The following is a 14,723-nucleotide window of genomic DNA, read 5'->3' on the forward strand; positions in this document are numbered from 1 at the left end:
ATGTTGCAGCGCAACAACCGCCCGCAAGCGCTTTAGTCGTAGCTCTCGGCTTCCGGGTCGGTGGCCTCGAGCTCGTAGCTGGCGGCCAGCATGGCCAGGCGGCCGATCACCCCGTACATGTAGAAGCGGTTGGGGGCGCTGGCGCCGGGTTTCTCGCCGGGCTGGGGTAAGCGCGTACTCTCGGCGAAAGCGAGTGGCACGAACCCCGCACCTGGCGCGTTGAGGTTCTCGTCGATGCCGCGCTCGGGGTGCACCCGGTAGAAGCCGCCGACCACGTAGCGGTCCATCATGTAGACCACCGGCTCGGCCACGGCGTCATGGATGCGTTCGTAGGTCTGGACGCCCTCCTGGATGATGACGTCGTTGACTTCGCGGCCGTCCTTGACGACGGACATCTTGTTCTTGGCCCGACGGCTGAGCTGGTCCAGGTCCTTGACGTCGCGCACGGTCATGATGCCCATGCCGTAGGTGCCGTTGTCGGCCTTGACGATCACGAACGGCTTCTCGTTGATGCCGTATTCCTTGTACTTCTTGCGGATGCGGGTCAGCAGCGCATCGACGTTGGTGGTCAGGCAGTCCATGCCCGAGCCCTCGGCGAAGTCGATCTCCCCGCACTTGTTGTACATGGGATTGATCAGCCACGGGTCGATGCCCAGCATCTTGCCGAAGCGCTTGGACACCTCCTCGTAGCTCTGGAAGTGGCGGCTCTTGCGCCGCACCGACCAGCCCGCGTGCAGCGGCGGCAGCAGGTACTGCTCGTGCAGGTCCTCCAGGATGCCGGGCGGGCCGGCCGAGAGGTCGTTGTTGAGCAGGATGGTGCAGGGATCGAAGTCCTTCAGGCCCAGCCGCGTCTTGGTGCGCACCACCGGCTCCAGCACGATCGATTCGCCGGTGGGCAGGTTGATCGTGGTGGGCTCCTTGATCTCCGGGCTGATGGAGCCGATGCGAACGTTCAGCCCCGCCATGTGGAAGACGCGCTTCAACTGCAGCACGTTGGCCAGGTAGAACGTGTTGCGCGTGTGGTTCTCGGGGATCACCAGCAGGTTGCGCGCCTCGGGGCAAATCTTCTCGATGGCCGCCATCGCGGCCTGCACCGCCAGCGGCAGCATCTCCTGCGTCAGGTTGTTCCAGCCGCCGGGGAACAGGTTGGTGTCCACCGGGGCCAGCTTGAAGCCGGCATTGCGCACGTCCACCGAGGTATAGAACGGCGGCGTGTGCTCCATCCACTCGAGCCGGAACCAGCGCTCGATGGCGGGCATAGACTCCAGGATGCGTTCCTCGAGTTCGTTGATCGGCCCGGACAGGGCCGTGATGAGGTGGGGGACCATGCAAACGCTCGCTCGAGGGAGTTGTCCAGACGATTGTAGGAATCTGGGGGCGCGCGCGGCGCTTGCAAGCCGCGGGCTTACGCCGCCGGTCGGGCCAGGGGCAGGTTGAGCAGCAGGTTCTGGGGCTTCAGGCGCAGGCGGTTGGCTTCGTCCATGGCCATCGCCAGGTACACGGGGTGGCCGGCCACCTGCGGCAGCACGACCTGCGGCTCGTCGAAGTCCAGCCGGAACAGGCACAGCATGCGCTTGCCCTGCGCCGGATCGACCTCTTCGCCCTGGTACAGCGCATTGAGCACGGCGCTGGCCTGCGCATCCAGCCCGACGTGCCAGACCCACTGCTCGTCGTCGATCTCGCCTTCGGGCTGCACCCGCACGTCGACGGCCAGGAAGTGCTTCACCCAGCGCTCGATCACGCGGCACAGCGCGGCCAGCGCGGGCTGGCCGTGGTTGAGGCTGATGACGAAATCGTGCGCCTCGCTGCGGGCCCAGTAGCCGTCGGCGTTGTCGTCGCCCAGCACGTCCAGTTCGGCGGTGCGCGGCATGGCGCCGGCCTGGCGCAGCAGCTCGCCGATGCCGCCGAAGCTGGCCTGGGCCTGGCGCTCGACGGTCTGCTCGTCCGCGGCCATGACGTGGCCGTCGTCCTGGATGGCGATGCGCTGGGTGCGGAACAGCATCTCCGCCGCTCGCGCCTCCATCGGCGTCGCTTCGTCGCCCAGCACCTGGCGCAGGATCACCTGCGTGAGCAGGTGCACCAGCACCGGCGGCACGTCGACGTCGGCGCGGAACAGCTGCAGGTAGCTGCCTTCCAGCGTCGGGCGCACCAGCAGCCTTTCGCGGAAACGCAGCCAGACCTGGTAGTTGGCGCGCGCGTCCTCGTCGGCCAGGGCCTGCAGCCGGGCCGCGTCGACGGCCTGGCGGGGCGCGTCGAGCAGGGCGTGGTGCAGTGCGCGTTCGGCGTCGCAGGACTCGGCCACCGGCGCCAGCTCGGGGCGCAGCAGCAGGCTGCGCAGGAAGTCGTCGGTCACGAGCAGCTGGCCGTCGGGGGCGCGCTGCAGGAGGTGCCAGCCGCAGCCGGTCCAGAAATCGGGCATGGGCGGCACTAGCGGCGGATCTCGCCCTGGCCGAGCACCACCCACTTGAGCGAGGTCAGGCCTTCGAGGCCGACCGGTCCGCGCGCGTGGAACTTGTCGGTGCTGATGCCGATCTCGGCGCCCAGCCCGTACTCGAAGCCGTCGGCGAAGCGGGTGCTGGCGTTGACCATCACGCTGGCCGAGTCCACCTCGCGCAGGAAGCGCTGCGCGTGCACGTGGTCGCGCGTGACGATGGCGTCGGTGTGGTGGCTGGAATAGTGGTTGACGTGGGCGATGGCTTCATCGAGCCCGTCCACCACCTTGATGCTGATGATGGGTGCGAGGTATTCCTCGTACCAGTCCTGCTCGGTGGCGTCCTGGAGGTTGGCGCCAGGCACTGAGGCCAGCACCTTCTTCGCCTCGGGATCGCAGCGCATCTCCACGCCCTTGGCGGCGTAGACCGCACCGATCTTCGGCAGGAACCGCGCCGCCACGCCGCGCGCGACCAGCAGGCCTTCGCTGGCATTGCAGGGGCTGTACTTCTGGGTCTTGGCGTTGTCGGCGATCGTCACCGCCATGTCGACGTCGCAGGGATCGTCGACGTACACGTGGCAGTTGCCGTCCAGGTGCTTGATCACGGGCACCTTGGCGTCGCGGCTGATGCGCTCGATCAGGCCCTTGCCGCCGCGCGGGATGATGACGTCGACGAACTGCGGCATGGCGATCAGCTGGCCCACGGCCTCGCGGTCGGTGGTCTGCACCAGCTGCACCGCGTCCTCGGGCAGGCCGGCCTCGGCCAGCGACTCGCGCACCAGGCGCGCCAGCGCCTTGCTGGATTCGATGGCCTCGGAGCCGCCGCGCAGGATGCAGGCGTTGCCGCTCTTGATCGACAGGCTGGCCGCCTCGATCGTCACGTTGGGACGGCTCTCGAACACCATGCCGAACACACCGATCGGCACCCGCATCTGGCCCACGCGGATGCCGCTGGGCTGCTGGGCCATGCCGCGGATCTCGCCGATGAGGTCCGGCATCGCCGCGAGCTGCTCGCAGCCTTCGGCCAGCGTCTGCACGATCTTCGGCGTGAGCTTGAGGCGGTCGACCAGGGGCGCGGCCAGGCCGGCGGCCTGCGCGCGCTCGATGTCCTTGGCGTTGTCTTTCGCGAGGACCTCGATGGAACCGCGCAGCCTGGCCGCGAGGGTCCGCAGCGCGCCGTTCTTCTCGGCGGCGGTCGCGGACGACATGCGGGCGGCGGCTTGCCGGGCCTGCACGCCCAGGGTCTGCATGTATTCGGCGATGTTGAGCGCGTTCACAGGCCGATTATCCCGCCACTACGTCGTCCCCGCGGAGGCGGGGAACCAGGGCTTGGTTTCGCCGCCCGGGGAAGCACTGGATTCCCGCCTTCGCGGGAATGACAGGACAGGGGCGAGGGCGGTGACGCGGCCCGCGGGTCGGGAACGGGATGCCCGCCGCGCCGGTCAGCGGCGCTGGGCGGCCGGGGCGCACTCGCGGCAGAGGTCGCCCGCCAGCCGGTGCAGCGCCTGCCAGCCGTCCGTGGGCCAGCCCGGCGCCTTCAAACCCTTGACGATGCCGTCCACGGTGTGGGCCGCGTGCAGCAGGTTGTCCAGGGCCGTGGCCGACAGGCGCGGCAGAACGCGTTCGAACAGGCGCTCCTTGAGGCCCCAGACGCGCTGCTCGCGCAGCGCGACCGGCAGCGGCCGGCCGGCGCCCATCGCATCCTTGACCCGCTTGAGCGCGCGGATGTCCTCGGCCAGCGTGTAGTGCACCAGCACCTCGGCCTCGCCTTCGGCCTGCAGGCCATCGAGCATGCGCTGCACGCGCGCGAGCTGGCCGGCCAGCACCGCCTCGGAGAGCTTGAAGACGTCGTAGCGGGCCACGTTCAGCACGGCGCTTTCCACCTGCTCGAAGCTCAGCTCGCCCGCGGGGTACAGCAGGGCAAGCTTCTGGATTTCCTGGTGCGCGGCCAGCAGGTTGCCTTCGACGCGGTCGGCGAAGAACTGCAGCGTGCGCTGGCCCTCCTCGCCGGCCCCGACGCGCTGCTCCTGGCGGGCCAGGCGCTGCGCGATCCATTGCGGCAGCGCCGCGCGCTCGATGCCCTCCACCTGGATCGTCACGCCGTAGCTCTCCAGCGCGCCGAACCACGCGCCGGTCTTGGTCATCTTGTCCAGGCGCGGCAGCAGCACCAGCGTGAGCGTGCTGTCGTTGCCTTCGGCGCTCTGCGCCAGTTGCTGCAGCGCGGGGCTGCCCTCCTTGCCGGGCTTGCCCGAAGGGATGCGGATCTCGACGATCTGCCGCTCGGCGAACAGGCTGAGCGAACCGCCGGCCGCGAGCACCTCGCTCCAGTCGAAGTGCGCGCCGGCGACGGTGTGGACGGTGCGTTCGGTGTAGCCCTGGGTTTTCGCCGCGGCGCGGATGGCATCGGCGGCCTCCTGCACCAGCAGGGGCTCGTCGCCGTGCAGGGTGTAGAGCGACTTCAGGCCCTTGGCGAGGTGCGCGGACAGCTGGGCGGGGGCGAGCTGCATGGGCGGAGATTGTAGGTGCGGGCTCCGCGGTCCCGGCCTTCGTGCCCACTCTCCCGTCATTCCCGCGAAGGCGGGAATCCAGGACGTCCGCCTTCCAGAAGCACCGAGACGCGCTGCGCTGGATTCCCGCCTTCGCGGGAATGACGGGGCTAGGGGCGCAACACCACCTCGCGGAAGACCCCGCACGCCTTGTCGATCAGCGCCCTCGTGATCGTCAGCGGAGGCGCGAAGCGGATCACCGTCTCGTGCGTTTCCTTCGACAACACGCCGCGCTCGGCCAGCCTCTCCACCAGCCGCCGCGCGCTGCCGTGCGCCGGGTCGATGTCGACGCCGACCCACAGTCCGCGACCGCGCACGTCGCGGATCAGCGGTCCCGCGGCCTTTTGCACCTCCTGAAGGCGGTCCATCAGGTAGGGCCCCAGCTCGGCCGCGCGATCGACCAGGTGCTCCTCCTCCAGCACGCGCAAGCCTTCCAGCGCCACCGCCGCCGCCAGCGCGTTGCCGCCGAAGGTCGAGCCGTGGCTGCCCGGGTCGAACACGTTCATCACCGCGTCGTCGGCCAGGAAGGCGCTCACCGGCAGCAGCCCGCCGCCCAGCGCCTTGCCCAGGATCAGCCCGTCGGGCCGGATGCCTTCGTGCTCGAAAGCGAACCAGCGGCCGGTGCGGCCCAGCCCGGCCTGCACCTCGTCGTCGATCAGCAGCACGCGATTCTTCGTGCACCAGTCGCGCAGCGCCCGGAAGAACCCGGGCGGCGGCACCACCACGCCCGCCTCGCCCTGGATGGGCTCGATCAGCACGGCGCAGGTGTGGGGCGAGGCCGCGGCCTCGATGCTGGCCATGTCGCCGAAATCGAAGTGGCGGAATCCCGGCGTGAACGGCCCGAAGCCGGCGCGGTACTCGGGCTCGCTGGAGAAGCCGATGATGGTGTTGGTGCGCCCGTGGAAGTTGCCGCGCGCCACCAGGATCTCGGCCTGGCCGTCGGGGATGCCCTTGACGCGGTAGCCCCAGCGGCGGGCGCACTTGATCGCGGTCTCCACCGCCTCGGCGCCGGTGTTCATCGGCAGCGCGCGGTCGAATCCGGCCACCGAGCACAGCTTGGCCAGGAAAGGCCCCAGCGTGTTGCCGTAGTAGGCGCGAGAGGTCACCGCCACCTTGCCGAGCTGGCGCTGGGCGGCCGCGACCAACCGCGGGTGCAGGTGGCCGTGGCTCACGGCCGAGTACGCGCCCATCATGTCGATGTACTCGCGGCCCTCGACGTCCCACACCAGGCAGTCGAGCGCCCGGTCCACGACCACCGGGACGGGGAGGTAATTGCGCGCCCCGTAGCGCGCTTCCAGGGCAACATAGTCGCCGCTGCCGGGTCCGGTCTGGCTGTCCATCGCAGCGCTCCCGCGGGCCGGGGAACGGCCCTTGTTGAGCCAGTCTAGGCCGCGCGCGACCATGGCGGCGTCGGAGAACGCCGCGACAACATGGCCCGAGGGGGTTATACGGTCTTGACCGCCGCCAGCCGGCGCATGAGCTGCTGCACCAGGTCGGTCTGCATGTCGCGGTAGAGCAGGCCCTCTTCCGCTTCCTTGGCCAGCACGGCCGATTCGTTGAAGCTGATGTCGCGCTGCTGGACCAGCTCGGTCTCCGGGATCAGCTCGCGGCCCTGCGGCGTGCGCAGGCGGAACTTGACCTTGGAGCGCAGCTGGAACTCGCGCACTTGGCCGCTGGCGTTCAGGCCCACGACAACCTTCTCGCGCAGCTCGGCCAGCAGGTCCAGGATCACCTGCGCCTGGTCGGCCGGGGTCTGGCGCGGCGTCACCTGCACGTTGCCGGCGGCGCCCATGGTGCGGCGCAGTTCGTTGGCCACCGGCCCGGCGGCGGGGATGGCGATGGTCTGGAAGGCGAAGTCGGGCGCCTTGCGCAGCTCGAAGCCGCAGCCCGCGAGCGCGGCGCCACCGGCGGCCAGGAACAGGCGGCGGTCCATGCTCACACCACCACGTTGACCAGCCGGCCTGGCACCACGATCACCTTCTTGGGCGCGGCGCCGCCGCCGAACTTGGCGAAGGCCTCGCTGGCCAGGGCCAGCCGCTCGATCTCGTCCTTGGACGCGCCGGCCGGCACCAGCACCGAGCCGCGGTGCTTGCCGTTGACCTGCACCACCATTTCGACCTCTTCCTGCTCCAGCGCGCGCTCGTCCACCTTGGGCCAGGGCGCGTCGAGCAACTCGCCATGGGCCGCCACGTAGTCCAGCTCCTGCCACAGCGCATGGGTGACGTGGGGCGTCACCGGATAGAGCACACGCAGCAGGATGGCGAAACCTTCGGCCAGCGCCGTCCCGGCGCCCTCCTCGCCGGCGCCCTTGAAGTCCTCGAGCGCGTTGAGGATCTTCATCGCGCCCGACACCACGGTGTTGTATTGCATGCGGACGTAGTCGTAGTCCACCTGCTTGAGCACCGTGTGCACCTCGCGCCGCAGGGCCTTGGTCTGCTTGCCGAAGTGCGAGGCCTTGCCCAGCCGCTGCGCGAAGCCGGCCGCCGAGCCCGAAGGCGCCAGCCGATGGCCGAACTGCCACACGCGGCGCAGGAAGCGGTAGCTGCCCTCCAGCGCGGCGTCGTTCCACTCCAGCGTGGCCTCGGGCGGCGCGGTGAACATGGTGTACAGGCGCGCGGTGTCGGCACCGTATTTTTCGATCAGCTCCTGCGGGTCGACGCCGTTGTTCTTGGACTTGGACATGGTGGTCCAGCCCTCGTAGACCACCGGCTGGCCGTCGGCCTTGGCGGTGGCGGAGATCACGCGCGCGTGCTCGTCGCGCGCGATGTCCAGGTCGTGCGCCCAGTAGTACTGCTTGCCGGCCTTGGCGCCGGTGCGCGAGAAGGCCTCGTTGAGCACCATGCCCTGCGTGAGCAGGCGGGTGAACGGCTCGTCGATCTTCACCAGGCCCAGGTCGCGCATCACCTTGGTCCAGAAGCGCGCGTACAGCAGGTGCAGGATGGCGTGCTCGATGCCGCCGATGTACTGGTCCATCGGCATCCAGTACTGCGTGCCTTCGGACACCATGGCGCGGTCGTCCTTGGGATCGCAGTAGCGCATGAAGTACCAGGACGAGTCGACGAAGGTGTCCATGGTGTCGGTCTCGCGGCGCCCGGGCTTGCCGCACACCGGGCAGCTGCAGGCCAGGAAGTCCTCGCGCTTGTTCAGCGGGTTGCCGCTGCCATCGGGCACGCAGTCCTGCGGCAGCACCACCGGCAGGTCCTTCTCGGGCACCGGCACGGCGCCGTGCTCCTCGCAGTGGATGATGGGGATCGGCGTGCCCCAGTAGCGCTGGCGGCTGATGCCCCAGTCGCGCAGCCGCCAGGTGACCTTCTTTTCCCCCAGGCCCTTCTGCTGCAGCGCGTGGGCCACCGCGTCGACGGCCTGCTGGTAGCTGTAGCCGCTGAAGTTGTCGGAGTTGATGGTGACGCCGCGCTCCTTGTCGCCGTACCAGTCATGCCAGTGGTGGTAGTCGTAGGTCTCGCCGTCGACGTGCACCACCTCCACGATCGGCAGCTGGTACTTGAGCGCGAATTCGAAGTCGCGCTCGTCATGGCCCGGCACGCCCATCACGGCGCCGTCGCCGTAGCCCATCAGCACGTAGTTGCCGACCCAGAGGTCGATCGGCTCGCCGGTGAGCGGGTGCGTCACCGTCAGCCCGGTGGGCAGGCCTTCCTTCTCGCGCAGCGCGAGTTCGGCTTCGGTGGTGCCGCCCTTCTTGCATTCGTCGATGAACGCGGCCAGCTTGGGATTGGTGCGGGCGGCGTGCGTGGCCAGCGGGTGCTCGGGCGCCACGGCGCAGAACGTCACGCCCATGATGGTGTCGGCGCGCGTCGTGAACACGTACATGCGGCCGTCGCCGATCAGGTGGCCTTCGGGGTCGCGGATGTCGTGGGTGAAGGCGAAGCGCACGCCTTCGCTCTTGCCGATCCAGTTCTCCTGCATCAGCTTGACCCGCTCGGGCCAGCCCGGGAGCTTGTGCTCCACGTGGTCGAGCAGCTCCGACGCGTAATCGGTGATCTTCAGGTAGTAGCCGGGGATCTCGCGCTTTTCCACCACCGCGCCGGTGCGCCAGCCCTTGCCGTCGATCACCTGCTCGTTGGCCAGCACGGTCTGGTCGACCGGGTCCCAGTTGACCACCTGGGTCTTGCGGTAGGCGATGCCCTTTTCCAGCATCTTCAGGAACAGCCACTGGTTCCACTTGTAGTAGCTGGGGTCGCAGGTGGCGACCTCGCGCGACCAGTCGATCGCCAGGCCCATGGCCTGCATCTGGCCCTTCATGTAGGCGATGTTGTCGTAGGTCCACTTGGCCGGCGGCACGCCGTTCTTCATCGCCGCGTTCTCCGCCGGCAGGCCGAAGGCGTCCCATCCCATGGGCATGAGGACGTTGTAGCCGTTCATGCGCAGGTAGCGCGTCAACATGTCGTTGATCGTGTAGTTGCGCACGTGTCCCATGTGCAGCTTGCCGCTCGGATAGGGCAGCATGGAACAGGCGTAGAACTTCTTCCTGCGCGCATCCTCGACCACGCGGTACGCGTCGCGTGCGGTCCAGTGCGACTGCGCGTCCCGCTCGACCTCGAGGTGGTTGTACTTTTCTTGCATGGCGGGAATTCTAGGTGGGGCCTGCCGCCGGCCCGAGGCGCAAGGCCTTATCGCGGGGGCTCGGCGACGAACCCGATGCGGGCCAGGCCCGCCTTCTGGGCCGCGCCCATCACCTGGACGACCCGGCCGTAGGGCACGGACTGGTCGGCGCGCAGCTGGACCTCGGTGTCCGGATCGCGGCGCGCCGCCTCCGACAGGCCTTGCGCCAGCTGTTCATCGTTGACGGGCTTCTCGTCCAGGAAGACGCCGCCCTGCTTGTCCAGCCCCACCGTGACGAACTTCGGCGCGTCCTGGGGCTTGGCGCCCTCGGCTCGCGGCAGGTCCAGCCGAAGCGAACTGGCCATCAGTGGCGCCGTGATGATCAGGATCACCACCAGCACCAGCATCACGTCGACCAGCGGCGTGACGTTGATGTCGCTCATCGGTCGCGGGACTTCCGTCCGCTCGAGCCGGCCGAAGGGCATCAGCGGCCCTCCGGGTGGTGGGCGGCCAGCTCGCGCAGGTCGCGCGCGAAGCCTTCGAGGTCGGCCTCGATGCGGCCGATGCGGCGGCCGAAGATGTTGTAGCCCAGCACGGCGGGGATGGCGACCGCCAGGCCGGCGGCCGTCATGATGAGCGCCTCGCCCACCGGGCCGGCCACGCGGTCGATGCTGATCTGGCCGGCGGCCGCGATGCCGGTGAGCGCGTGGTAGATGCCCCAGACGGTGCCCAGCAGGCCGACGAAGGGCGCGGTCGAGCCCACCGTGGCCAGCAGCACCTGGCCGAACTGCAGCTTGTCGAGCACCGCATGCAGCGCGTCGCGCAGCACGCGCGTGAGCTGCTGGCTGCGGTTGCCGGCGGCCGCCAGCGACCCCGGCGGTTGCGACTGCGTGGCGGCGATGAGCGGGAGCACCAGTTGCTCCCGGTCGAAGCCCGAGACGCGCTGCTGCGCTTCGGCCAGCGAGGGCGCCTGCCAGAAGGCGGCGGTGGCACGGGCCACGTCGACGCCGGCCCGGCGCAAGAGCCAGCCCTTCCACAGGATCACCACCCAGCTGGCCACCGACATCACCAGGAGCAGCAGCGCGACGGCGCGGCCGATCGCGTCGGCCTGGCTGAACAGCTGTGGAATGCCCATCGTCGCCCTCCCCTTGCCCGCCGCTGGCGGGCCGCGCCTATTTCAGGCCCAGCACGTCGAACATGTCGAACAGGCCGCTGCGCCTGCCGGCCAGGAAACGCACCGCCCGCAGGCTGCCCTGCGCATAGGTGGCGCGGCTGGACGACTTGTGCGTGATCTCGATGCGCTCGCCGGTGCCGGCGAACAGCACCGTGTGGTCGCCCACGATGTCGCCGCCGCGGATGGTGGAAAAGCCGATGGTGGAAGGGTCGCGCTCGCCGGTGACGCCTTCGCGCGCGTAGACCGCGCTGGACGCGAGGTCGCGCCCGAGGGCCTCGGCGATCACCTCGCCCATCTTGAGCGCCGTGCCGGAGGGCGCGTCCACCTTGTGCCGGTGGTGCGCCTCGATGATCTCGATGTCGTAGCCGGTGGCGAGCGCCTTGGCCGCCATCTCCAGCAGCTTGAAGGTGACGTTGACGCCCACGCTCATGTTGGGCGCCATGACGATGGCGATGTCGCGCGCGATCGCGGCGATCTCGTCCTTCTGCTGCGCCGAGAAGCCGGTGGTGCCCACCACCGCGTTGACGCCCAGTTCGCGGCAGGCGGCCAGGTGGTCCATCGTGCCCTCGGGGCGCGTGAAGTCGATCAGAACCTTGGCGCGAGCCAGGCCGGCGCGCACGTCGGCCACCACCGGCACGCCGCTGGCGACGCCGAGGAAGGCCGCGGCGTCGTTGCCGATGGCGGGGCTGGAGGGCAGGTCCAGCGCGCCGGCGAGCTGGCAGTCGCCCGAGGCGCGGATGGCCTCGATCAGGATCTGTCCCATGCGGCCGGTGGAGCCGGCGACGGCGACCTGGTGCAGGGCGTCGCCCTGGGGAGTGGAGGCCATGCGGTTCAGCGCGCGGTGGGTTCGAGGGGCGGGTACGAAGCGGCTGCCGGCGGCGACGCAGGCGTGGCCGGCGCGGGCGCTTGCGACCCCGCCGGCTTGGCCGCGGCACTGGCGCGCTGCAGCTGCTCTTCGCTGGCTTCGAGCACCGGCTTGCGCGCGTCGCGCGGCTTGGCACCGATGGCGGCGACGAATTCGGACTCCGAGGGCATGGGATCGCCCTGGAAGCGCTGCAGCGCATCGCCGGTGAAGAACAGCGTCAGGCGGCGCGGCTGCTCCTGCACGCCGTCGCGCTTGAGCGTGAACACGTAATCCCAGCGGTCGCCGTGGAACACGCTGGTGACGAGCGGCGTGCCCAGCAGCTCGCGCACCTGCTGGCGCGAGAGGCCCGGCTTGAGCTGCTCGACCTGCTCGCGTGAGATGAAGTTGCCCTGCACCACCTCGACCTTGTAGGGCGTGACGGCGCTGGCGATGCGGCGGCTGACGCCATCGACGCTGCCGCAGCCGACCGCCGCGGCGCACGCCGCGAGCACGAGGCTGGAGCGCAGGAAGCGGAGGGTGGTGGAGGGCATCTTCGAGGGCGGCGATATGATCGGAAGATTGTAGCGGCAGCCCTTCGGTGGCCCCTTCGCGCGAGCGCCATGTCCAACGTCGACGAACTGAAGAACACCGGCCTGAAGGCGACCCTGCCGCGGCTGAAGATCCTGGACGTGTTCCAGAAGGGATCGCAGCGCCACATGACGGCGGAAGACGTGTTCCGCGTGCTCCTGGAGGAGCGCTCGGACATCGGCCTGGCCACCGTCTACCGCGTGCTCACCCAGTTCGAGCAGGCCGGCATCCTCTCGCGCAGCCACTTCGAGAGCGGCAAGGCGGTGTACGAGCTGAACGAGGGCACGCACCACGACCACATGGTGTGCCTGGACTGCGGCCGCGTCGAGGAGTTCTACGACGCCGAGATCGAGAAGCGCCAGCACGCGGTGGCCAAGGCCAAGGGCTTCGCGATCGCCGACCACGCCCTGTCGCTGTACGCGCACTGCACGAAGGACGATTGCCCGCACCGGCCGCACCGCGGACCGGGCGCCCGCTAGCGGCTCAGCCGCCCTTCTCCATCGCGCGGCGGTGCCGCTCGACGAACTCCTGGTAGGTGTCCACCCCGCGCAGCTGCAGGATGGTGTTGCGCACCGCCGCCTCCACCAGCACGGCGATGTTGCGGCCGGCCACCACGGGGATGACGGCCTTGCGCACGGGAACGCCCAGCACGTCCTGGGTGAGCGGCTCGTAGGGCAGCCGCTCGTACTCGCGCTCCATGGTCTCGCGCCGCACCAGGTGCACGATCAGCCGCAGCCGCATCTTCCGGCGCACGGCCGTCTCCCCGAAGATGGCGCGGATGTCCAGGAGGCCGATGCCGCGCACCTCCAGCAGGTTCTGCAGCAGCTCGGGGCAGCGGCCCTCGATGGTGGTCTGGTTGACCCGGTACAGGTCGACCGCATCGTCGGCCACCAGGCCGTTGCCGCGCGTGATCAGCTCCAGCCCCAGCTCGCTCTTGCCCAGGCCGCTCTCGCCGGTGATCAGCACGCCCAGGCCCAGGATGTCCATGAACACGCCGTGCATCGAGGTGCGCTCGGCGAAGTGCTTGGACAGGTAGGCGCGCAGGACGTCGATGACGAAGGCCGAGGGCTCGCGCGTCGCGAACATCGGGATCTGGGCCCGCTCGCACAGCGACAGCAGCGCTTCGGGTGCGGCCTGGTCGTCGGTGAGCACCAGCACCGGCGGCTCCAGCGTGACGATGCGCGAGATGCGGCGGGCGCAGTCCTCGGCCGTCGCATTGGTGAGGTAGGCGACTTCGCGCTCGCCCAGGATCTGCACCCGGTAGGGATGGATGTAGTTGAGGTAGCCGACCAGGTCGGCGCCCGAGCGCGCGGCGCGCACGGCCACCTCGTCGAAGCGCCGCTCGGAAGCGCCCAGCCCGGCGACCCACTCCCATTTCAGCTGCGCGCGATGGTCCTCGAACAGGACATCGGCGCTGACGACGGTGGGCTTCACGCTACGCCGGTTGGGCCGACTGCCAGGTGGCGATCAGCCGGTGCAGCTCGGCCGCGTCGGTGCTGGACTTGATCTTCTCGCGCAGCGGCGCGTCGGAGAGCAGCTCGGCGATTTCGGAGAGGATCTCCAGGTGCTTCTGGGTCGCGGCCTCGGGGACCAGCAGGAAGATCAGCAGGTTGACCGGTTGTTCGTCCGGGGCGTCGAAGCCGATCGGGTTGGCCAGCTGGAACAGCGCCGCCATCGGCGCCTTCAGGCCCTTGATGCGGCCATGTGGGATGGCGACGCCGTGGCCCAGCCCGGTGGAGCCCAGCCGTTCGCGGGCGAAGAGGCTGTCGGTGATCAGGGCGCGCGACAGGCCGTGCAGGTTCTCGAACAGCAGGCCGGCCTCTTCGAACGCCCGCTTCTTGCTGGTGGCGTCGACGCTCACCAGCACCTGGGCGGCGGGCAGGATGGCTGCGAGGCGATTCATGGTCGGGATGGGCGATTATGCACCTCCCCTCCTGGCTCGACGGGCCTTCGAACGGGCGTGCTGCGGCCGAGCTACAGCCCCATGAAGAAGGGGCCCGCAGGCCCCTTTTTTCGTTCCGGTCGGGCGGCGATCCGCCCACGCTTCACATGATCCGCTTGGCTGCCGGATGGTGGTGGTCCTGCAGCCGCGTCTTGTGGCGGCCGACCTGCCGGTCGAGCTTGTCGACCAGCTCATCGAGGGCCGCGTACAGGTCCTCGTGCGAGCTCTCGGCGAACATGTCGTTGCCCTTGACGTGGATGCGGCACTCGGCCCGCTGCCTTCGTTCCTTTTCCTTCTGTCTTTCAATCGTGAGGAGGACCTTGATGTCCACGACCTGGTCGAAATGGCGTGTGATGCGATCGAGCTTGGTGGTCACGTAGCTTCTCAGTGCGGGGGTGACTACGAGGTGGTGACCGCTGATCGTCAAGTTCATGTAGAGCCTCCTGGTGCACTCGGGTTGAAAGGCCCGGCGGAGGACCCGCCGGACCGAGGGGAGAAGGTGAGCTGTCGCTGCGGACCACTATGCCGTGCGAGTCATGCGATTGCAATCGCCGCAGGACGCAGCCGAACACTTTAAAACTCTCGAGCGTCGACCGACGCGTTGCATCCGGGTCCGCGCAAAACGAAAGCGGCCCACG

15 protein-coding genes are annotated in these 14,723 nt (G+C 69.3%); 1 reads left to right on the forward strand and 14 read right to left on the reverse strand.

Annotation, left to right across the window (positions count from 1 at the left end):
* Positions 1-32 precede the first annotated feature (32 nt).
* From gshA to ASG30_RS06420, 11 genes are all read right to left on the reverse strand, one after another.
* Positions 33-1,328, reverse strand: a complete 1,296-nt coding sequence (gshA, locus tag ASG30_RS06370; protein ID WP_055894139.1) for a glutamate--cysteine ligase — start codon at positions 1,326-1,328, stop codon at positions 33-35.
* A gap of 77 nt (positions 1,329-1,405) precedes the next feature.
* On the reverse strand, positions 1,406-2,419 hold the full coding sequence (locus ASG30_RS06375) for a DUF6352 family protein (protein WP_055894783.1): 1,014 nt from the start codon (positions 2,417-2,419) through the stop codon (positions 1,406-1,408).
* 8 nt (positions 2,420-2,427) lie between these two features.
* The gene (locus tag ASG30_RS06380) at positions 2,428-3,708 is read right to left on the reverse strand and encodes a glutamate-5-semialdehyde dehydrogenase (protein WP_055894141.1); all 1,281 of its coding nucleotides are present in this window, start codon (positions 3,706-3,708) and stop codon (positions 2,428-2,430) included.
* Positions 3,709-3,873: 165 nt separating this feature from the next.
* Positions 3,874-4,938: a DNA polymerase III subunit delta gene (gene holA / locus ASG30_RS06385; RefSeq protein WP_055894143.1), complete on the reverse strand. Its 1,065-nt coding sequence runs from the start codon at positions 4,936-4,938 to the stop codon at positions 3,874-3,876.
* Between the two features lie 149 nt (positions 4,939-5,087).
* The gene (rocD, locus tag ASG30_RS06390) at positions 5,088-6,317 is read right to left on the reverse strand and encodes an ornithine--oxo-acid transaminase (protein WP_055894145.1); all 1,230 of its coding nucleotides are present in this window, start codon (positions 6,315-6,317) and stop codon (positions 5,088-5,090) included.
* Between the two features lie 104 nt (positions 6,318-6,421).
* Positions 6,422-6,910 (reverse strand): LPS-assembly lipoprotein LptE, encoded by a 489-nt coding sequence (locus ASG30_RS06395; RefSeq protein ID WP_055894147.1) that lies wholly within the window; start codon positions 6,908-6,910, stop codon positions 6,422-6,424.
* Positions 6,911-6,912: 2 nt separating this feature from the next.
* On the reverse strand, positions 6,913-9,558 hold the full coding sequence (gene leuS, locus ASG30_RS06400) for a leucine--tRNA ligase (RefSeq protein WP_055894150.1): 2,646 nt from the start codon (positions 9,556-9,558) through the stop codon (positions 6,913-6,915).
* A 47-nt stretch (positions 9,559-9,605) separates the two neighbouring features.
* The gene (locus ASG30_RS06405) at positions 9,606-10,022 is read right to left on the reverse strand and encodes an ExbD/TolR family protein (RefSeq protein ID WP_055894152.1); all 417 of its coding nucleotides are present in this window, start codon (positions 10,020-10,022) and stop codon (positions 9,606-9,608) included.
* Complete coding sequence (locus tag ASG30_RS06410; RefSeq protein WP_055894154.1) at positions 10,022-10,672, reverse strand: MotA/TolQ/ExbB proton channel family protein; 651 nt, start codon at positions 10,670-10,672, stop codon at positions 10,022-10,024. The genes ASG30_RS06405 and ASG30_RS06410 overlap by 1 nt, the downstream gene beginning before the upstream one ends.
* 37 nt (positions 10,673-10,709) lie before the next feature.
* Entirely contained in the window at positions 10,710-11,537 is an 828-nt protein-coding gene (gene dapB, locus ASG30_RS06415; RefSeq protein WP_082521933.1) for a 4-hydroxy-tetrahydrodipicolinate reductase, read from the reverse strand.
* Positions 11,538-11,542: 5 nt separating this feature from the next.
* Positions 11,543-12,106, reverse strand: coding sequence for an outer membrane protein assembly factor BamE (locus tag ASG30_RS06420; protein ID WP_055894156.1), 564 nt, complete (start codon positions 12,104-12,106; stop codon positions 11,543-11,545).
* A gap of 69 nt (positions 12,107-12,175) precedes the next feature.
* On the opposite strand from ASG30_RS06420, the gene fur reads away from it, so the two are divergent.
* On the forward strand, positions 12,176-12,622 hold the full coding sequence (fur, locus tag ASG30_RS06425; protein ID WP_055894158.1) for a ferric iron uptake transcriptional regulator: 447 nt from the start codon (positions 12,176-12,178) through the stop codon (positions 12,620-12,622).
* Between the two features lie 4 nt (positions 12,623-12,626).
* Here the strand turns inward: fur and hprK are convergent, their stop codons facing one another.
* The 3 genes from hprK to hpf form a co-directional block, all read right to left on the reverse strand.
* Positions 12,627-13,577, reverse strand: coding sequence for an HPr(Ser) kinase/phosphatase (gene hprK / locus ASG30_RS06430; protein WP_055894160.1), 951 nt, complete (start codon positions 13,575-13,577; stop codon positions 12,627-12,629).
* Between the two features lies 1 nt (position 13,578).
* Positions 13,579-14,046 (reverse strand): PTS sugar transporter subunit IIA, encoded by a 468-nt coding sequence (locus tag ASG30_RS06435; RefSeq protein WP_055894162.1) that lies wholly within the window; start codon positions 14,044-14,046, stop codon positions 13,579-13,581.
* Positions 14,047-14,188: 142 nt separating this feature from the next.
* Positions 14,189-14,518: a ribosome hibernation-promoting factor, HPF/YfiA family gene (gene hpf, locus ASG30_RS06440; protein ID WP_055894163.1), complete on the reverse strand. Its 330-nt coding sequence runs from the start codon at positions 14,516-14,518 to the stop codon at positions 14,189-14,191.
* Between the last annotated feature and the right edge of the window lie 205 nt (positions 14,519-14,723).

It is taken from the genome of Ramlibacter sp. Leaf400, from assembly GCF_001424545.1.
Taxonomy (GTDB): domain Bacteria; phylum Pseudomonadota; class Gammaproteobacteria; order Burkholderiales; family Burkholderiaceae_C; genus Ramlibacter.